Genomic DNA, 20,427 nt, shown 5'->3' with positions numbered 1-20,427 from the left:
AGCCTTTTTGTGAAGGATACGAAAAGGCCTTTTATTGTTTCCTCCGTGCTTAAGCATCCGAGGGTATTAAAACTGTAGCTTTCGATTTTGTCAAGAAACTCCTGATATTCGGATCCCGTAACGCTTTCGGCGTTTGTCCCGCCTGAAAGGGCCGTCCCCGCCGTTTCGCTCAACACGGCTCCCCCTTTAAATTTTACATATCCGTTTTCCAAAAGTTCGCCGGCTTTTCCGACAGTCTGCATGTCAACTTCCTTCCCGTCAAACTTTGTAGTAACGTCGAACTTGCTTTCATCGTCGGCGTTCTTTGCGATAACGATTGTAATGTCGTTTCCCCTTATGCCGCTGTATTTAGCCTCCGCAAAATCGTTCGACGCCTTTTCGCCGCTGTTGAGCCTGTAGCAGTAAAGGGTTTTGGCGTTAAGGAATAAATCCCTCAGCCCCTTAAGCTTGCCGCTTGTGTAGTCATAACCGAATATGGCCATGCTGTCCTTTTGGAAGTCGCCGCTTTCAACGGTAAACACTTCGCCGTCAACGCCCCAGTCAAGCTCCATGGCCATAGCGCAGTATCCCCTGTCGCTTAAAGCCGCCGTGCTCCTCGCCGCGCTTACAAAGTTGATGTACGCCCCCGGTATAACTTTATTCTGCGTTAAAAATGTTCCTCCGCCTAATGCCATTTAATCCACCTTTCCTTTCAAAAACTTTTCAACCGCATTTTGTATTTCCTTGTGACCGTAACTTTCCCCGTCGTTAAGAATAACGCTCAGTATATCCCGTTTCCCGGAATACCTGGCGCATTTTAAAATCTGTTCCTTTGTAAATTTTGTTTCCTTAACGGCTTCGGTCTTTTCTTCATTTTCCATAACTTCCCGTTTTTCCATAAACGCTTACCTCCTGCATTTTTTCGTATTCCTCGGCTTCTTCAATCAAATGCAAAGTATATTCAATATCAAAAACAAGCCGTCCTCCGTCAGCCTTGCAGCTTACGGCCTTTCCTCTTATAAGGTCGCCTTTTGCCTTTATAATCCTGAGTTCATGTCCCAAAGTCTGGCCGACGGCAATAAATTCTTCGTTGTCGCCGCCGTTTCCGCTGGGGTAGTAAATAATATTAAACCTGTATTTCTGCCTGAACCGCCTGCCCAACTCGTTTTTACGTTCTTCGCTTTTAAGCAGTATAAAAAAACAAGGCCTGAAAAGGTCCTGCTGTACGCTTTCGGTATATATGGCATAATAATCTTCAGGATAAACCCCCCTAAGCTTTGCGGCAATGCCGCGTATAATATTCGCCGCAGTCAAATAATCCCTCCTTTTCCAATTAACCCGCCCCTCCTCCCTTATTTTTACGCAAACTGTTTCCTTAAAATTATATCTATTTCCTGATGGCTTTCATAAACGGCGGCCGTCCCGGCACATTCATATTCGGTTTTAAAACCCTCTCCGGAAACAATAATACGGCTCCCGGCCTTAATATTAACATCCGGCGCCAAAAACAGCCTTGCCTTTTGGCCTGTTGAGGAAACTTCCTTCCCTCTTGAGTTTGCGGGCGATGATGAAAAAGATATCCTGCACGGTATATTTTCCAAAACTGTCACGGGCATTGTATTGTTTATTTCCCCTTTTTGGCTTTTCATTTCAATAACATCGCATTTATGACGGTACAGCCTGCCCGCAATATTTCCAATCATGTTCAAACTCACCACCCGGCCTTCCTGTACCTGTTGAGCCTTTCGCTGAAATCGTCAAGGAAAGCGTTTTTCCCGTCGCCGAACGTAACGCTCACATCGCCCTCGTAAACGGCTTTAATGCCCCCGCTTTTTTCCGTTTTTCCGATACATCTTTCCCTGTATATTTCAGCCGCCATAGCCGCCTCAACCCTTTTAAGCCCTTCGGGCACTTCTTTAATGTTGCAGTAGCAGCATATAAATTCCTCAGCCTCCGCAACGGCAATGTCAATCTCCGCATCAAGGCTTCCGTCTTTTATGCCTAGTATCGCCTTAACGGCTTCCCTTTGCCCAGTCATATGCCGCCTCCTTTATTCGGCGTCTTTAATGTTTACAAAAATGGAATTTTTCCTGTTTTCCATAACCCATAAATCATGGTATCTCCTGTAATCAATGCTCCATGCGTTTGCCTTTTGGTATGTATCTGGCGTAAAAATCCTCATTTTATCCTGTTTCGTAACGGCAATCGGCGTGCTTTTCGCAACAATAATAAAGTTGATTGCTTTGGCCGCGTCGCCCTTTGTAAATCCGCCTTGTTCCTGCCCCAAAGTCGAACCGTCGTAAAGCTTAATCTCCGTGTACATCCTGCTTTGCGGCACTGCTATAACAGGGCATCCGTCGATTGCCGGAACCTGTGTGTCAATGCCTCCCTGAGAAAATGAAACCGAATTAAGCTTTCCGAAAGCCGCTTCCTCAACCGCCGCCACAACGTCATATGTGGCAAGTATGTCAAGTTCCTCATCGTCATATCCCGCTTCGCGCAGTTTTTTAACCGCCCCTTTAATTTTTGGGATAATCGTATCCGAAGCGACTGTATATCCGTATTCGACACATTCGTTGTCCTCAATATCAATAGCGGTTTTGGCAAGCTTTGCGATCCTGTACGCGTCAATTTCCGGCACAAGCATTGTGCGCTGGAATTCGCCCATGATATTGCCCGCCGTAGCCACAAAATTTGTTTCGTCAACATCCATTGCGTCTATAAGGAATTTCCTGCCGCGGTCTTGGCTCATTGTAAGGGTCTGGTATTCAAGGTTGATACTGCCGTCTACATATCCGTTTTCCCTTGAGTAATTTCCAAGCCCCTGTACTTTCAGCACCGGAACCTTCACTTCACTGCCGCCGTTATACCTGATCTGCGACGAATTAGTATCCATAAATCCTGTTTTAAGCGTCTGTACTGCAAGCAAATCGAGGTTTGCTTCAAACAAACTTGCGTATTCGATAATATTTGCCATTTAATGTGTCCTCCTTATTTTTTAATTCCCATAGCGTCGGCTATTTCTTTTAATATGCCTTTTTCATTTCCCAGCGTCCCCTTTGCAAAACCGGTCCCGTCGGTAAGCGTCTCAACAGTATTAAAAAGGTATCCGTCGCTTTTCTTTACAGCCTCAATATCAAGGCCTTTAATTTCGCCGTTTTCGCCAATCGTTACGTCGTCCATGTTTATAAGGGCCTTAATTGCCTTTGTATTTCTGCCTCCGGCTTTAAGTATGGCGTTATCAACGGCGTTTTCCTTCATTGCCGCCTCGTGCTTGGCCCTGTACCCCTCATATTCGCCGCTTAGCGCTTCAAACTCGCTTTTCGGCACAAAACCGCTTTCAATAAATCCTTTCACGCTTTCCTCAAGCTCTTCAAAACTTTGGGTATTTTGAAAAATCTCGCTTAATTCGTCCATTTTTCGGCTTCCTCCTTTTCTTCTTTTTCCTCCTGGTTCAAGAATTCTTTAATCTCTTCGTTGGCGTCGTCAACAAACGGGTGCCTTGCAAGCAGAGTCTTATGGGATACAAGGTCTTTCGACATGCCGATCATCTCAACGATTTCATAATCGTTCGTAATCATAGTCTTGTTGATGGCGACGCTTATAAGGCTGCTGTCAAAATCGGTTCCGTTTTTCCTGTTGACGTCCTCGGTTATAAACCAGAAAAAGTCCTTGATAGCCTTTTTAAGCATAGGCGTCATGGAATTTGCCTTCAAATCCAGCTGTGTGTATTGGAATTTAAGCGAAACGCCCGACGCATTGCCAAGCTTCTCATTGTCCGTATCAACGCCCATTCCGAACCTGAATATGTCGCGCCTCAGCATGTTAAGCCATGACAGCCGTCCTTCGACGGGTATATCCACCTGGCTTGCGCTAATCGCGCCGCTGCTGTCCGAAATATTGACCGCCCTGTTAACCTGTAATTTTCTCGCAATAGCGCCGGCCGTTTCGCCGCCGTAGCCTTGTATAGACCAAAATAAGGCCACAAGATCCAATAAATCATTTGTACCTTGGCTGGAAATAAGGTCATATCCGTCAATTAGATTTTTAACCTTCTGCAGATCCGTCGTTTCCCTTGTGTTGTTTTTAAGCACAATAAAAGGCACGCGTCCCCATGAATGTGCCTGCCTTTCGGTTTCAACCCCGTTAACTTTTTTAACTTCCCAAAAATGCGGCGTCGGGTTTCGCCCGGCGTTTCTGTCCAAAATGAAGTTTCCCCGTTCGTCCTCAATAAAATATGTAACGGTGTCTTTTGTCCACCATTCGACTTTTTTTCTTAAAACCCTGTCTTTACCTTTAATCACCGTAATTGTGTAGTACCGTATTACTTCAATCAGATCTTTTTCATATTCGGTGTCATAAACCGGTATTATTTCTTCGGACGGCACAATGGTGTATTTAAGGTCGCCGCCGTCGTAATAAAAGTGGAGGAATTCGGTTCCTTTGTTGCTGGCGCCCACAACCATGTTGTAAAAAACCTCGTTAAATTCTTCTTTTGCCGCGGAAGATATAATATCTTCAAACTGTCTCAGCTTCGGGCTCCTTTCCGCGCCGTTAACAGTAACCGTCGGCGGCCTTCCCACAAGGTATGCGGCCTTTTGATCCACCAATATTGCATGGAAGGCGTTAACATTATGCTGGTTGCTTCTGTTTGGGTTTCGGAAAATCTCATGCCGCTCTCTTTCCGTGCCTTCGGGGCTTTCCACAGTTGATGAAAGATAGCTGTTTCTGAAATCCTTGTTCAAAATATCATGTTCCCCAACATAATACCTCTCGCCTTCGGCCATTTTTTCTTTTTTCCTGCTCAAAACGTCCTCGTCAATCAGCGTTTTAATAATGCTGCTGTTATTGAGTCCGGCTTCGGCAGTAATGCGCATGTTTATTAACTCCGTTTCTGTCAATTAAAAATCACCTCACCCTAATATTAATCATATCCGATTCCCTGCTGTATCTCACAGCGTCAATCGAGTGGTTGTTTTTGTCAGGGAACTTTGCGCTCCAAACGCCGTTTTTATCCCGTTCAAGCTCATACTTGGAAAATTCCGCCGCCGTATACGGGCACCTTTCGGGGTCGATTATTATTTCCTCAAGGTCCTGGAGCCACTTTATGCCGTAATCCACACTGTCGGGTCCTTTTTTCGCGCCCACCACCCTAAGGCCGTATCCGCTCATCTCCGCAATGCTTTTAGGCTCGGCGCTGTCGCAGGTGATAACGGCGTTTGCGGTATTTTCTTTTTTAATAAGCTCCGCCGCTTTCCTGTTGGAAACATTAACGGCATGGATTTCATAAAAAATGTATAGCCTACGCCTTGTTTTATCAAAATGATTGACAGTATAATGAAACGGGTCCACGGCATATCCCCAGTCAAGGCCCCTTGCGGTATGGTCAAAAACCGCAATTTCACCGTCAGTTATTTCCCTAAGGGTTATGTTTCTGAAAACCGTGCCGCCCGTTCCCGTAACTTCCCCCATATACTCGTGCCGGTATGCCTCTGGGTTAACTTTTTTAAGCCTTTGGGCTTCGATAAAAAACTGTTCGCCAAGCCAGTCCTTCGGCACGTCGAGATATGTGCTGTGGTAAACTTTTTTTCCCTTTTCTTTTATAAGCGCTTCTTCGTTAATCCATGAACTTTGGCTTTTAGGCGGATTAAAGGAATAAAAAACGCAGAAGCCTTCGCCCCCGCGCATTAAACTTTGATTTATGGCCCTTATTTCGTCCATTCCGAAAAACTCGTCCGTTTCCTCATACCATATATATTTGCAGAACCCTTTGCTGAATTTGGTGGACTTAATTTTTTTCGGATCGTCGCCCCCACGGAATAATATTTTCTGCCCTGTAGGAACGTAAACAAATTCAGGCGGGCTTAACTTCCCCTGCCAGTGGTCGTCAACGCCTAAAACTTTTATAGCCCAGCCTATTTGTTCATAAACGCTGTCTTTTATATTCCGCCCAACTTTCCTCAGCACAACGGCGTTTGCATTTTCGTATTTCATAATACCGAAAACAATTTCTATTGAAATAAACGAGCTTTTCGCACTTCCCCTTCCGCCTTTAAGCCAGTAATGGGTATATTTGTTTTCCTTAATGTCCCAGTGTACGGGATAAAACTGCGGCGATACAAGGCTTTTTAAGCTTACTTCCATAAACTTCCGCTCATGCCCCCTTTCCTGCTCCTCCACAATGCCATTAAAGCATAAAAGTACCCCCGTTTGGTTACCCTTTTTAAAAATTTTCCAATTTTTCAAAAAAATAACCGCCTTTACAAAAAAGGAGGCCTATAGATTATCTAGCAAACAAAATTACCCTTATATTAAATCCTTTTAAAATTCTTTATAGTCTATCCCAAAACGATCCACTACGGAATCCCAACGCGTAGCAATTAATCGATTAGTTGAAGTTTTACGGCCTTTATAAATTCCTCCTATAAAATAATCTATAACTGTCCCGTCAATATCGCTGAATTCATCAATCAGGAATGCCCCGCCGCTGTCGCCTTCATCCGTTTTATATACTAATTCTTCCAATTCTATCATATCCTTGAATACCATAGAACCTCCACTTTGCGGTAACCATTCTATATCTTTCCTTGGATTTCTAACTACAACAAGAGGTTGATTTAAATGTCCGTCGATTATGCCTGTAGCCCCTTTCTTCAATTCATCGTTCCTGTACTCAATAACATCAAGGCCATTCTGGCTTTCGCTTATAGGAACAACTTCACTAATATCGTATTGACGTATTATCGCTATATCTCATTTTTTCTGATCCCCAATTTCCAAATCTTCAACTGTTCCTAAATCATAATATGTAACCGCTCCGGCTTCTTCATCATAATTTTGGGCTTCAAAGCGATTTCCGATTCCAACACCGTTATGGGCTGTTGTAACATATAATATACAACATTATCCTCATCAACTGTAATTGACCCCAAAGTTGACTTCATATAATTAAAGCCGTCTGAAACATCAATATCTCTTATTTCATATCCATACCTTACTTCACCGATATCTTTTGGGGCTTTAATTCCATATTCTGAAAAAAATCTTCGTCTGCCTCCTCGTCATCTAAAGCAAGCCCCATTTGTTCTCTTAACGGCGACAATCCATATATTATAATAAGGCTGTCAAAGTCAAATTCTTCATACGGAACATACTCGGGACTTGTAATGTCCCTGTATTCAAGCTTTTCCCTGAACTTCTGCTTTCTTTCTTCCGTCCACTCTTCTAAAGACTCAACATAAAATATATTCTCTTTAATATAATACACAGATTTTTTAATTTTAAAATCATCTTTAATATTATAGTCAACAGGTTTGTATTCTCCATAGCTGTCATCTTCAGTCCAAGGCTCGGGATAATATATGGCAAATTCAATATTCTGTACCCCAACAGCGTCTTTTACCGCCTGTTCCCTTTCTTCTGTCCATTCCTTGTCAGAGGCCACATAAAGGCTGTTTGTGTCTACATTAAAAGATGTCTCCGTTAAATCGAATTCATCCCAATACTCCCTCAGCCCTTCAAACGCCGTTTCCAGCTCATCATATGAATACTCCGCCGGCTCGTCTATAACAACCGTAAACCCAGCGTCAATCCTTGCCGTTCTCGCTCCTCCTATAAGCGAATAGGCCTCTTCCTCGTTCCCTTCCAACGGCGCTATATGCAGCTCCTTTCCCACATAGTAGCAGCCGCCGAACTCATCCGGCCTTTCGTCAACATATCTCAATATACGGCTCTTTTCGCTTTCTCCTTGTCCCGCCATTGCAGTCGCCGCCGTCCCAAATACCATAAAAGCCGAAATAAGGACTGCCAAAAACTTTTTCATAATATCCGACTCCTTTCAAACCAAAACATACTTAAACCGTTTGCTTAAACAATACACTTATATTAAGTTAAATAACCCTCTTATTTCAATATTTTTTTACACATTTCAAATATTTTCTACAATTTGTCACATTTTACAAATTCTTTCCGTTCCAATGTCCTGCCGTTAAAAACCACATTAACCCTGACTGTCCAAAACCATCCCAAAAATCAAACGAATATTATACTTGCACTTGTCCACATTTCAAGGTATGATATATTTGTTTAATATTATTCTGAAAATATACTGCCGATCCGATTTTGGATATTACTGAAAAACGCTTCGGCACACATGCGTTTTACAGTATATATTCCTTGCCGTCGCCACATAGTTCAAATATCCGTATTATGCCTTCATATGTGCGGCGTTTCAGCTTTCTGTATTTCATGAATCAAAATTTTTAGTCCGTTACCGTAAATTCGGCTTTATCAAAGTACAGCTTTCGAATATATATCCGTCCGTAAAATAAGGGTATTAAAACTGTCAAAAAAGCAAAAACTTATACGGCATCTTATCCAACCGTATTATATACCTTTAACGGACACATAACAAACACGCTTGTTAAGGCAAAATGCCGAAACAATATAAAATCATCGGGAAAAACCCGGCATAAAAAAGGAGGAAATAAAAATGAAAGAATTAAAATTCTATTACTGCGAACACTGCAAAAACATTGTTGTTAAGCTTCATGACAAAGGCGTGCCTGTAGTATGCTGCGGAGAAAAAATGAAGGAAATGGTTCCGGGCGAAATAGAAGCCGCAACAGAAAAACACGTTCCCGTAATTGAAATAAACGGCCAGAAGGTTACCGTAAAAGTCGGAAGCGTAGAACATCCGATGCTTGAAGAACATCATATCGGATTTATCTGCCTTGAAACAACAGAAGGTATGCAGGTTAAATGGCTTAAAGTAGGAGAAAAGCCTGAGGCTTGTTTTGCCCTTTTGGAAGGCGAAAAAGCCGTTGCGGCATATGAATTCTGCAATCTTCATGGTTTATGGAAAGCTAACGCATAGGATCACAGATCAAAACAGGCGGAAATATCCGCCTGTTTTTCGCTTATATATGGATTTTCAGGGAAAAAACCGCTAAAAACAAAAATCAAAACAATTTCAATCTGCATCAAATATTTGCCTTCAAAAACAAATTGCGGCTGCGCCGCAATTCTAATATAACGCTCTAAACGCAGTATCCCGCTGTTTATCTTAAAAACCCGGCATATAAATAACCGTTGCGGCCTTTAAAAGGCAAACTGCTTATAAAAGCCGCCTTAAAAGCGTCCCTCCCCATATTGTTGATTAAGCCGCATATATTACCTCCGTTAAATAAAGAGGGAATTTATGCCGATAAAGAACCCTATGTACGAGAACATATAAAACAACGCTGTTGATAAGCCTTTATAAAATCAAACCGCAAACTATAGGGCAATATAGATAATAATGCATGCGCCTATATAACTAATTTGCGTATATCGGAAATCCGTCCGCATGCGTCGTGGAGTACAAAATAAAAAATGCCGCCTCTATTATCGGACAGCAGTTCACATTACACCATTATCATCCTTGTCATTAATATGCTTTCTTAAAACAAGATTTACATATTGGGAAAACGACCTGTCGTCATTTTCTGCCATGCTTTTAACTTTCCTTATGATGTCACAGTCCAGAGTTATGCTAACTTTTTCTTTTAAAGGCCTTTGTTTTTCCACAAAAACTATACCTCCTTTGATCTAATAATAAATTATAGCATAAAATGAATTTTACTATTGACATAGTGGCATAAAATAGTATATAATAGGATTAACAAAAACAGAACTGAATATGCAGTGTAATGCGGATATTGGAAAGCAAAAGATCTTAAGTCCGGAACTTAACCCCAAAAATTATGTCTTGAATTTTGATATCTTTTTATAGACAATATCCGCGTTACACTGCATATTGCTTTAAAACCTCTTAGATATTATCTAGAGGTTTTTTGTTCTGCCAGTCAAATCCATATAACCGCCGTACATGCCGCCCACAGCAGCCGGCGTAAAATAAATTAAATTTTGTATTCCCGCCTCTTAAAATTAAACCGTACCTAAAACCGTAAAATCATAGCGGGACATTTCGGCCGCAAAAATGCCTGCACGTCTTTATCTTTTCCCGTCATATTTTCAACTCTAACCGAAACAGTTTCAAAAATCATCCCTCCTTATTGCCATTCTCCTTTATAACAACCGGTATCCTTTTAAAAGCCCCCGAAAATCCCAAAATCCGCACCTCCTTTTTTATTATACGGATATATTGCCGGCGTTTAAAACAGTTATCGCCCCATATTAATAAGCGCACCGAAAGCTTTAACAACAGCTTATTAATTTAACCGTTTAAAATCCGATATTCTTACATAATAGCGGTTAAAAAATTCATCTGCAAAATTGTTTTTCTCTATAAGTTATGTTCTCTGTATTATCGATTTTAATTTTATTATAAAAGTTTTATTTAATCCGCAAAATATTTAAGGGAACATTTTCAAACCGTTTCCGTCTGATTAGCTATAAAAACGAAAACTTATTGCAAGTAATTCCTGAAAACTCAAAAATCCGCTTGTCAGCGTCCGCACTTCTTTGCGGTACCCGGTCAGTAATTTTTGAGTTCTCAAAAATCCGCTTATCAGCGTCCGCACTTCTTTGCGGTACCCGGTCAGTAATTTTTGAGTTCTCAAAAATCCGCTTATCAGCGTCCGCACTTCTTTGCGGTACTAAAAGGAGGTAATCATATGAAGAATAAACTTTTTAAAATGTTAGCCATGGGCATGACCGTTATGTCAATGTGCACTCCGGCGTTCGCCATGGAACCGGTAAATGCCGACGGGATTCATCATGAAGAATCCATACCCGAAAGATATTTGGAATACGGCTCCGTCACAAAGCTCAACTATGAAGGCGAAGAACTTAAATCAATCGAAGCGGAAGGCGTTAAAGGAAATGTTGTTGTTTACAATATAAGCGGCGAAACAGTATTTCTTGACAGCGGCGAAAAAGTAAAAACCGACGCGTCGGAAATAAAAGAAGGCGACGGGGTATATTTTTACCACAGCCCCATTATGACAATGAGCCTCCCTCCGCAGACTCCTGCCGAAGCAGTAGTCATAAACATCCCCATGGATGCGGGCTGTGCAAATCTTGTAACTGTTGAAAACGTATCAAAAAGCGACGACGGCATTTATATACTCACCGATAACGGCGGGCTTTATATAAGCGTCGGAGCCGACGCCTCCGTCACGCTTTTTGAAAACGGGAATAAAGCCTCCATTGATGAAATCAAAGAAGGCATGCGCATATTTGCATGGTATGATTCCATTATGGAAAGCTATCCGGCTCAGACATATACCAATAACATAGTAATACTCCCGGAAAAAGATACTGCCGACGACGAAATAGCGCCTGTTTCTGAAACAGCCTCAATAAGCATTGAAACCGAAGGAAACAGTCATTTTGTCCCACTGCGCGAAGTATGCGGAAAGCTCGGCCTTGAATTGGGGTGGAACGCGGATACGGAAACGGCCTCCATACAAAGCGATACAAGGGCAATGGAAATATCGGAAGGCGATACGTCGTTCGTATCTTTCACGACAATAAAAGGCGCCGTAGGCATGACGGCCCCGATTACGTCCGACGAAGCCGTATATATTAATGAAAACGGAAAAATGTACGTCCCGGCAAAAATCTTTGAAACTCTTGTCGGCTATGATGTGGAAATAAACGGCGGCACGGCGGTTATAAGTAAACGGGGCTGAAACCTCAATTAATAAAAACGCCCCAAACGGCATTAAATAAAATCCATAGGCTTCCAACCCCTCTTACCATAGTTTTATATATGAGTTTTGATACTTTCCCGCATAATATCTAACGCATGCGCTTGGGTCCCCCAATCGCCGAAAAAGCCCGCCCCTTTGCAATTCTGCCGAAGGGGGCGGGCTTTTTATCCTTAACGGAACATATACTGCCGCCTGATATATTCCGCCGCTTTGCGCCGTTAAAATTTTATTGCTTATCCAGCATTTTTTCCATTATTTCGTTGCTTCTTGAAATAAATCTACCCATTTCATCCGGCTCAAGCTTTTTCTGGCCGAGCAGGGCCAAATCATAAAGCTGCGCGCAGATTAAATCTATAAGCCCTTTATCGCCGGCGCCGTCTTTTAATGAAATAAGCTTCTTGACAAGGCCGTTGTTCCTGTTAAGCACAAGCGTATATTCGGGCTTAACGTCGCCGAACATTTTAAGCAGTTCAGGCTGTCCCTTATAATTTTCCATCATATCAAGCATACGCCTTGAATGTTCGCTTAAAAGCATCATTGACGATATATCGCCCGTTTTAAGGCTTTCCGCCGTAACTTTAAGTTTATCGTCGTTTACAACGCTTCTGAAAAGCGTTTCAAGCTGTGCGTTAAGCTCCGTATCGCTTTCGGCGGAAGCGTCTTTGAGCGAATCGGATATGTCCGCGTCAACGCGGGCGAATTTAATCTTGTCCATATGCTTGTATTCAAGGAACGAAACAAAATTAAGGTCTATCCTTTCGTTCAGTATAATGGCTTCCATAGACTGTTCGCGGAGCATGTTTATATATTGAACCTGCTGTTTTTCATCGGTTACATAGAAAACTTTATTTTCATGTTTTTCCTTATTGTCCTCAAGGTATTCGTCAAGGGTTTTAAACTTGCCGCCTGTAGTTTTGAAAATAAGCGAGCCTTTTATTTTGTCATAAAACTTTTCTTCCTTCATGCAGCCGAATTTGACAAACAGGCTGAGGTTTTCCCAGAAACCTTCGTATTCTTCCCTGGAATCCTTGAATATGCCGTTCAGCTTGTCGGCAACTTTTTTTGTTATATACGCCCCCATTTTTGCCGCATACCCGTCGTTTTGAAGCGCGCTTCTCGAAACGTTCAGCGGAAGATCCGGGCAGTCCATCACGCCTTTAAGAAGGAGCAGGAATTCCGGTATTACTTCCTTTATGTTGTCCGCAATATAAACCTGGTTGCTGAAAAGCTTAACCTCCCCTTCAAGGGCGTCCATTTCGGTATTAATGCGCGGGAAATAGAGTATGCCTTTAAGGTTGAACGGATAGTCCATGTTCAAATGTATCCAGAAGAGAGGATCGTTCATATCCGTAAACACTTCATGATAGAACTTTTTGTAGTCCTCGTCGGTAAGATCCTTAGGCGCCTGCACCCAAAGCGGGTTAACCTGGTTGATCGGCACAGGCTCTGTATTTTCTTCTTCAGCGTCCGCCTGTTCGTCCTTCAGCGCATCTTCATTTTTGTTTTCCTCTTCTTTTTCGATAAAATCAAAATATATTTCCACCGGCATGAAAGAGCAGTATTTCCTGAGCGCCTTATATATTTCCGCCTGATCGAGGAACTCTTCGCCGTCCTCTCCTACATGGAGTATAATATCCGTTCCCCTTTTTGTCCTGCCGCCTTCGGATATTTCATAGTCGATCCCTCCGCCGCATGTCCACCTTACGCTCTCGGCGCCTTCTTTGTACGAAAGCGAGTCTATTTCGACAACGTCGGCAACCATAAACGCCGAATAAAATCCCAGCCCGAAATGCCCTATTATTTCTCCTTTTTCGTCAAGCTTGTCTTGATATTTCGCAAGGAAATCGCTTGCGCCGCTGAAAGCTATCTGATTTATATACTGCTTTATTTCATCGGCCGTCATGCCTATTCCGTTGTCGGAAACCGTTATTGTTTTTTCCTGTGGGTCAACCGTAACGTCAATACGGAATTTTTCGTTTTCGGCCAAGTCGGCTTCTCCGATAGAAGATAATTTTTTAAGCTTCGTCACGGCGTCGCATCCGTTTGAAACAAGCTCCCTGATAAAAATATCTTTATCGGTATAGAGCCATTTTTTTATAATCGGCAAAAAATTTTCGCTGTTAATGGACAAGTTGCCTTTTTCATTTGTCATATTTATTCCCTCCAGTAAATTTATACTTCCCGAATTTGGGCGTCTATATATATTTTAGCAGGAAGAAATAAAATGTCAACAAAAAATCAGCACTCATTTAAAACGAGTGCTAACAAAATCAATATTCTTCTTCCGTAAATGAAACTTTATTTTCCGCAAGCATGTCTTTTATATATGAATCCCAACAGTATTCTTCCTTTCTGCTGAGGGAAAATTCTTTCATGGAACATCCGGTTATTAAAGTCACGCCCGTTTCGTCGAAGGTTATGTTAATAAAAAGCGAAGACGCTTTAGGGGCGACGGCGTTTACCAATTCAGGCGTTGCCGATAAAACAAGCTTTATATGTTTAGGCAGTCTGCGCCCCTTTATAACCTCGTATACATAAGGCTTTGCCTCGCTCCAAAAGCAGTATGGACGGTTTGTTTCGTTATCGTCATAGCTTTTGTTTAATATGCCGTTTATGCTGAATGTTGCGAAGGTGGTAATATCCGCATTCACAAGATAATATCCGTCGAACGTGCCCTGTTTTAAAAGGTGCGCCATAAAAAGCTTTGTATTGTTTATTTTTGCCGTAAGCAATATATATCCCCCCTGATTTTGCGCTTATTATATTTTACAGGCTTTTTTGTTGCATTACAAGGCGAAATTATAGTATCATAAAAAAGGCCGTTCAATCCGGCGGTCTGAGCTTTTTCCACAGAGAGGCATTTTGTTTTAGGAGGACGCTATGTTATTCAACAGTTTCCATTTTATAGTGTTTTTTATAGCGGTTACGTTTTTTTACTACCTGCTTCCGCACAGGTTCAGGTGGATACTGCTGCTTGCGGCAAGCTATATATTCTATATGGCATGGCGGCCGGAACTTATAATATTGATTATTTTTTCCACATTTGTAAACTATACCCTAAGCCTGAAAATATATAAAAGCAGGAACGCCGCAAATCGCCGCCGAATGCTTGCGGCAAGCGTCGTTATAAACTTCACGCTGCTGTTCGTGTTTAAATACCTTGTTTTTTTCAACGATACGTTCATTGCGCTTTTTGCGGGCTTCGGCGGCAAATGGCCAATCGAAAGCTTCGACGTCATACTGCCTATGGGCATATCGTTTTATACTTTTCAGGCCGCGGCATATACGATAGACGTATACAGGGGAGATATAAAACCGGTAAAAAACTACGGCAAATTTTCGCTGTTTATAACGTTCTTCCCCCAGCTTGTGGCAGGCCCCATAGAAAGAAGCCGCAACCTTCTGCCGCAGTTTTACAAAAAGCACAGGTTTAATATAAAAAGGGTAATACTCGGCCTTAAAATCATGATGTGGGGATTTTTCAAAAAAGTGGTTATTGCGGACAGGGCGGCGATAGCGGTAAACACGGTTTTCAACTCGGCGCAGCATTATACGGGCCTTACGCTTGTAGTTGCCACAGTGCTTTTTTCCTTCCAGCTTTACTGTGATTTCAGCGGATACAGCGACATTGCCGTCGGAAGTGCAAAAGTTTTGGGCTTTAACCTTATGAAAAACTTTGACAGGCCTTATCTTAGCAAAAGCGTCAGGGAGTTTTGGCGCCGGTGGCATATATCCCTTTCAAGCTGGTTTATGGATTACGTATATATCCCTCTCGGCGGAAGCCGCGGCTCAAAGCTCAAAACATACAGGAACCTTTTTGTCACATTCCTTGTAAGCGGCCTGTGGCACGGCGCAAACTGGACGTATGTAATCTGGGGAGGCATGCACGGCGTTTTTATAATAATCGAACGCATTACGGACGGCGCGCGTACAAAAATCAAAAATCTTTTAGGATATAAAAATAATTCATTCAGCTTCGGAATTATAAATTTATTCAGCGTTATATTTACGTTCGGGCTTGTAACTTTATCGTTTATATTTTTCAGGGCAAACAGCGTCGGCGACGCGTTTTATATATTCGACCATATACTGTGGGGCTTCAGAAGCTGGACAGATCCTCAATATATATATAATACGGCCCTTAACCTTGGCATGAGCCTGTATGAACTTAAAACCGTCATAATCGCCATACTTACGCTTATCGCCGCCGAACTTCTGCTTGGAGGCGATATACACAGGACGCTTATGAAAAAAAATTTCTTTATACGGCTTGCTTTTTATTCGTTTATAGCGGTATTCATATTAACGGCGGGGGTATTTTACAATGCGGGAGAATTCATATACTTTCAGTTTTAAACTGTTCTTAAAATTTATCATATTTGCCGTCGTTGTCCTTTTGCTGTTTGGCATGGCGGGAAAAAAGTACAAAACGGCGGCGGAAAAAAACACCGTAAACGCCTTTACCGAGCAGAGGTTCGACGAGTTTTACAAACAGCCCGAAAATTCCATTGATATGGTGTTTATAGGTTCGTCTCATTCATACTGCACTTTCGACCCTGAAATTATAGACGCGTACCTCGGCACAAACAGCTGGCAGATGGGCACCCCGTCCCAGCATGCGGATACGTCGTATTACGTTTTAAGGGAAATTTTTAATTACCAGAAACCGAAAACGGTTGTCATGGAACTTTATTGGGACTGCCTTGACGATGAATTTGAGCTTAAACAGGCGGAATCGGTTTTTGAAGTTATGGACAATAAAGAACTCGTCGACGAATATATAAACAAAGTTTTTCCGGCCGGGGATAAGGTTAAATACGCCCTTCCCGCTATACGGTATCAGCAGGACTACTTTGCATACGCCGGAACCCTTATGCAGAACGAAATAGAAGAAAAATACGGCGTTTCAAGGTCCCGTCAGGAAGCCTCCGGAGGCTCGGAATACTACCGTTCAAAAGGCTACGTCTACTGCGATATGGTCATGGCCAGCGACGAATACGACAGGACAAACCAGTTCAAATATTTTGACGGCTACGGCTGGGAAATAGACCCGACGCAAAAGGAATATCTTGAAAAAATCATAGAGCTTTGCAGTCAAAACGGCGCCCGTCTTGTATTTGTAACGGCTCCCGTCGCCCCCGTAAGCATGGAGTTCATCGAAAACTACGAGTATGTGCACAGCGCGATAAGCGGCTTTGCCGAAAAAAACGGCATCCCTTATCTGGACTTCAATACCGTCAATAAAACGGAAAACCTATTTGAAAACGCAAATTTCCGTGACGACGCGCACCTTAACCACAGCGGCGTGCAGATTGCCGACAGATATTTTTCAAAATGGATAAGAACTTCCGCCGGCTTTGAACAATAGCGGGCCGAACGCTTAAAAACATCATATTCCCCCATAATCCGGCGGAAAATAAAACCGTTATACAATTTAAAATTTAAGGTATACTAATACTATTATGTAAAAGAACGGCAATGTAATTTAATAGTAAGCCTCATGTAATAGATTTGTAACAATAGTGATGTATAATACTTCCTGTAAAAAATTAATTTTCCAAGCAAATTGAAAGGAGGCTGTGTATACCTATGAAAAAAACGCTGGTATATTTATTGACATTTATAACTGTTTTCTCATTTACTGCCATTATGTACGCAGGCTCTGCATTTGCCGGTGAAGTATCGCTGGAAATAACGGGGGGCCTCGATTTCGACAAAGAAAAATCATCTACGTTCGATTCCTCCAAAACAATTTCCGGAACGGCCGACGAAGGCACTGTCATCGAAATAACCGTTTATAAAAAGCTTTCAAACGATAAGCTTAAAGAAATGGATACCTACACTGTGGAAGTCGGCGAAAGCGGCCTTTTCAGCCAGCCTGTGGAGCTTTATATAGGCGAAAACGTCATTGATTTTTCGGCGGGGCTTGAAGACTGCGAAAATATTGAAATGGAAACCACCGTAACCCGTAAAAATAAGGAAATTAAAGCCAAGCTTGAAAGCAGTATTTATGTCCCCGGCGGGTCATCGGCATATTAAATTAAAAACAGTAAGCGGTGATAAATATGAAACTAGTTAAAATAGGCGGAATAAAAAATATTTTTATCGTTGTTTTAACTATTGCCGCCGTCTATCAAACAGCGTTGTTATGGCTTGAGAATTACTCCGGCCATAACTTTTTTTATTCTTTTTTTTCATCGGAATATAACTATAACGGTCAAGATGAACTGTTAACGGCCCCTATTGATCCAAAAAACGTCATAATCGGCTACGGCAACAAAACCTTCAGCGTAACATATCCCGGTATCGACGAAGGCGGCTTCATAGGCAAAACAAACCTTTTTATTGAAGAAATGCTTAAAAACGGCAGTCCGGAAACAGTCGAAACCGCTTTCGACGAATATATATCCCAAAAATGCATAATCCTGGACTTTTCAATAGACGTGCTTCCAAGCCAATACTTCTTGGGGTTCGGCGGCATCGACAATGAAGAAGGCTATTCGTCGCTAAACGCCATAAACCAGATAATAGCCGTGCCGTCGGCAGGCCGCACCGAAGAAAATAAGCTTTATATCGTCGACAGCGACGGCGGAAAAACATGCGCTGTAACCCTGCGCGGCAGTAAATATGCGGAAAAACTGACAACGGCAATAAATAATGCCGAAATTGCAAACATGGAAAAGCTGAAGTATATTTCTACAAAACAGAACGGCTTTAACATATTTAAGGAAAATGTTTTCGTTCCCCAGTGGTCGCAAAGCGGCTATCAGTATGCCGCCGTAACGCCTGAAAACTCAATAGACAAATTCGGCACAAATACTTTTGCGGCCCTGGAAAACGCCACAAGCGAATTTTTTAACGGCTATTCGGCCAAAACTACCGTTAAAGACAACGACGGGATATATTCCGTAAGCACTAACGATATTATAGTTAAATACTATCCGACCCATGTGCTTGAATATTATAACTATACCCGCTCTGAAAATAATACCGAGCAGAACCTCTCAAGCGCATATTACGCCTGCCGACGGTTCCTGAAAAACGATAAAAGCCTTAATACGGATGTATTTTTAACAGGCGTCGAATTCAACAGCAACGGGCTTTTATTCCGTTTTGATTACAGCGTAAACGATATGCCCGTATTTTTCAGCGATTCCCTTAAAAAAGAACTGAACATGGAGCACGCCATAGAAATTTTTGTGGAAGGCGGCGCAGTAAAACGGTACAGGCGTTATGCCCGCGATTTCGTGCTTTCGCCTTCCCGCACAAAAACTGTTTCCACCGACTTTTTAGGCGCAATGAATACGGTTATGGCCGGTCTGGAAACGCCTGCAAACGAAATAGAAAACCTTGTTTTGGGATATAACGCCGTTTCCGAGGGCGAAAGCGTCTTAATGTGGTATATGTCTGTAGACGGCGCCGAATATATAACGGAAGCGTCCGCCGCCGAATAATGGAGGGATAGCATGGATTGGGAAAAGGTTAAAAGAATATTTATCTACCTTCTTATATGGCTTAACATAGGCCTTTTTGCCGCTAACCATTTTAACGGGCACGATTATAAAATTACAAACGAGCGCGAAAGCGCAATATATAAAGTGTTGGAAAAAAACGGCGTAGGGCTTTATACGGAAATAATAAAGGAAGCCCCTCCCATGCGCGAACTTGCAATCAGCGTAAACGCCCTTGAAATAGACGATTTCCGCGAAATATTTTTTAAAGGCGAAAATCCGAAAATAACATTGGAATTTGACAAGACAATCCTCGCTTCAAACACAAAAAGCCTAATCGTGCAGGATAACAGCATAACGTACCTGAATCCGAACGGAAACGGCAAAATTGAAAATTTCGGCAAAGAAACGGCCATGGCCGCCGCCGAGGATTTCCTTGAACTTTTAAATATAGACGGCCGTTCAAGCCTAAAACTCGAAAGCGCGATACCGGATAACGGCGCCTATGTTTTTGAATATATGGAAAGTTTCCGCGGCTACAAAATATTCAGCAGCCTTAAAAAGATAACCGTATCGGAAAACGGCGTTACAATGGCGTCGGCCAGCTATTATACCGCGCAGGAATTTACGGGGGAAAAGCGCGAAATATATTCGTGCGACGAAATACTTTTAACATTCCTTGAAGAAATAAGAAAAAGCAGTCCGCACGACAGCGTATATATCGAAAAAATCGAGCTAGGCTATGATTTTAAAAACGCGAAAGATATAGACGACGGCAGTCGTCTGCGTCTTGTTCCCTGTTACAGGATATTCGTAGCCGGTTCTCCGGACGCATATACAATTAACGCATATACAAACGAATTGAAAGAGGAATAAAATTAAGCGGATAAAATCTGTCTGCATCATGGATTTTAAGAATATCATAATAAGAAGAAAGCGTTTGCCGAACGTCGTCATTACCGTTTGAATGGAAATGTGGTTTTCCACAAGCGGAACGCTGTTCACCGGCACGTTCTCCCACCGATAGTCAATGCAGGGCAGGAAACACCGGAAGGATTTAACCGACGGCAAGATTACCGTAACGGCTTTTGAGATTTGCCGCGCCGTTTTTATGAGGCGTAATTCATGCGGCATACATTGCGGCGATACACAACAGAAAACTGCGCGCCGCCGCGTCTTTTCGCTGTGAAAAATATCTATACCGCTTACTTTACCGAAATCGGCCGTCATATATACGGCGTAAAATAATCTTAATTCATTTATTCGTCGGTTTTACTGATAAATTTAAGGCGGCCGGCTGTTGGTTTAACCACGGCCGGCCGCCTTATACATTGCATTTT

Annotated in this window: 21 protein-coding genes; 7 read left to right on the top strand and 14 right to left on the bottom strand. The window is 42.4% G+C overall.

Going from position 1 to position 20,427, the window contains the following annotated elements:
* The 11 genes from NE664_12165 to NE664_12115 all read right to left on the bottom strand — a co-directional run.
* Positions 1–674, bottom strand: a 674-nt coding sequence (locus tag NE664_12165) for a phage tail protein (GenBank protein ID MCQ4727398.1), incomplete at its 3' end; no start/stop codon positions are given.
* Positions 675–878, bottom strand: a complete 204-nt coding sequence (locus tag NE664_12160; protein MCQ4727397.1) for a hypothetical protein — start codon at positions 876–878, stop codon at positions 675–677.
* Positions 850–1,293: a hypothetical protein gene (locus tag NE664_12155; GenBank protein ID MCQ4727396.1), complete on the bottom strand. Its 444-nt coding sequence runs from the start codon at positions 1,291–1,293 to the stop codon at positions 850–852. Before NE664_12155 ends, NE664_12160 begins: the two co-directional genes overlap by 29 nt.
* A gap of 44 nt (positions 1,294–1,337) precedes the next feature.
* Positions 1,338–1,697: a hypothetical protein gene (locus tag NE664_12150; GenBank protein MCQ4727395.1), complete on the bottom strand. Its 360-nt coding sequence runs from the start codon at positions 1,695–1,697 to the stop codon at positions 1,338–1,340.
* On the bottom strand, positions 1,691–2,017 hold the full coding sequence (locus tag NE664_12145; GenBank protein MCQ4727394.1) for a phage head-tail connector protein: 327 nt from the start codon (positions 2,015–2,017) through the stop codon (positions 1,691–1,693). Before NE664_12145 ends, NE664_12150 begins: the two co-directional genes overlap by 7 nt.
* A gap of 12 nt (positions 2,018–2,029) precedes the next feature.
* Entirely contained in the window at positions 2,030–2,956 is a 927-nt protein-coding gene (locus NE664_12140; GenBank protein ID MCQ4727393.1) for a hypothetical protein, read from the bottom strand.
* 14 nt (positions 2,957–2,970) lie between these two features.
* Complete coding sequence (locus tag NE664_12135) at positions 2,971–3,396, bottom strand: phage scaffolding protein (GenBank protein MCQ4727392.1); 426 nt, start codon at positions 3,394–3,396, stop codon at positions 2,971–2,973.
* On the bottom strand, positions 3,384–4,880 hold the full coding sequence (locus tag NE664_12130) for a phage portal protein (protein MCQ4727391.1): 1,497 nt from the start codon (positions 4,878–4,880) through the stop codon (positions 3,384–3,386). The genes NE664_12135 and NE664_12130 overlap by 13 nt, the downstream gene beginning before the upstream one ends.
* Before the next feature lie 7 nt (positions 4,881–4,887).
* Positions 4,888–6,123 (bottom strand): PBSX family phage terminase large subunit, encoded by a 1,236-nt coding sequence (locus NE664_12125; GenBank protein MCQ4727390.1) that lies wholly within the window; start codon positions 6,121–6,123, stop codon positions 4,888–4,890.
* Positions 6,124–6,300: 177 nt separating this feature from the next.
* A complete protein-coding gene (locus tag NE664_12120) occupies positions 6,301–6,636 on the bottom strand; it encodes a hypothetical protein (GenBank protein MCQ4727389.1) in 336 nt (111 codons plus the stop codon).
* A gap of 337 nt (positions 6,637–6,973) precedes the next feature.
* A complete protein-coding gene (locus NE664_12115; GenBank protein ID MCQ4727388.1) occupies positions 6,974–7,801 on the bottom strand; it encodes a hypothetical protein in 828 nt (275 codons plus the stop codon).
* A 669-nt stretch (positions 7,802–8,470) separates the two neighbouring features.
* Here NE664_12115 and NE664_12110 point away from each other — a divergent pair.
* Complete coding sequence (locus NE664_12110) at positions 8,471–8,854, top strand: desulfoferrodoxin family protein (protein MCQ4727387.1); 384 nt, start codon at positions 8,471–8,473, stop codon at positions 8,852–8,854.
* Positions 8,855–9,378: 524 nt separating this feature from the next.
* Here NE664_12110 and NE664_12105 read toward each other — a convergent pair.
* The gene (locus tag NE664_12105; GenBank protein ID MCQ4727386.1) at positions 9,379–9,546 is read right to left on the bottom strand and encodes a toxin-antitoxin system protein; all 168 of its coding nucleotides are present in this window, start codon (positions 9,544–9,546) and stop codon (positions 9,379–9,381) included.
* A 1,049-nt stretch (positions 9,547–10,595) separates the two neighbouring features.
* Here NE664_12105 and NE664_12100 point away from each other — a divergent pair.
* Positions 10,596–11,615 (top strand): copper amine oxidase N-terminal domain-containing protein, encoded by a 1,020-nt coding sequence (locus NE664_12100; GenBank protein MCQ4727385.1) that lies wholly within the window; start codon positions 10,596–10,598, stop codon positions 11,613–11,615.
* A gap of 247 nt (positions 11,616–11,862) precedes the next feature.
* On the opposite strand, the gene htpG is transcribed toward NE664_12100, so the two are convergent.
* Together htpG and NE664_12090 are read right to left on the bottom strand one after the other, a co-directional pair.
* Positions 11,863–13,788, bottom strand: coding sequence for a molecular chaperone HtpG (htpG, locus tag NE664_12095; GenBank protein ID MCQ4727384.1), 1,926 nt, complete (start codon positions 13,786–13,788; stop codon positions 11,863–11,865).
* Positions 13,789–13,906: 118 nt separating this feature from the next.
* Entirely contained in the window at positions 13,907–14,368 is a 462-nt protein-coding gene (locus NE664_12090; protein ID MCQ4727383.1) for a DUF5721 family protein, read from the bottom strand.
* Positions 14,369–14,516: 148 nt separating this feature from the next.
* On the opposite strand from NE664_12090, the gene NE664_12085 reads away from it, so the two are divergent.
* The 5 genes from NE664_12085 (at position 14,517) to NE664_12065 (ending at position 19,963) form a co-directional block, all read left to right on the top strand.
* Entirely contained in the window at positions 14,517–15,992 is a 1,476-nt protein-coding gene (locus tag NE664_12085) for an MBOAT family protein (GenBank protein MCQ4727382.1), read from the top strand.
* Complete coding sequence (locus tag NE664_12080; GenBank protein MCQ4727381.1) at positions 15,961–17,004, top strand: DUF1574 domain-containing protein; 1,044 nt, start codon at positions 15,961–15,963, stop codon at positions 17,002–17,004. Before NE664_12085 ends, NE664_12080 begins: the two co-directional genes overlap by 32 nt.
* A 221-nt stretch (positions 17,005–17,225) precedes the next feature.
* Positions 17,226–17,675, top strand: coding sequence for a hypothetical protein (locus NE664_12075; protein ID MCQ4727380.1), 450 nt, complete (start codon positions 17,226–17,228; stop codon positions 17,673–17,675).
* Positions 17,676–17,701: 26 nt separating this feature from the next.
* Positions 17,702–19,090 (top strand): hypothetical protein, encoded by a 1,389-nt coding sequence (locus NE664_12070; GenBank protein MCQ4727379.1) that lies wholly within the window; start codon positions 17,702–17,704, stop codon positions 19,088–19,090.
* 12 nt (positions 19,091–19,102) lie between these two features.
* Complete coding sequence (locus NE664_12065) at positions 19,103–19,963, top strand: hypothetical protein (protein ID MCQ4727378.1); 861 nt, start codon at positions 19,103–19,105, stop codon at positions 19,961–19,963.
* Positions 19,964–20,427 lie beyond the last annotated feature (464 nt).

The organism is Anaerotignum faecicola (assembly GCA_024460105.1).
Taxonomy (GTDB): domain Bacteria; phylum Bacillota; class Clostridia; order Lachnospirales; family Anaerotignaceae; genus JANFXS01.
The sequence above is the reverse complement of the archived record's forward strand: the minus strand, read 5'-3'. Positions and strand labels throughout refer to the sequence as shown.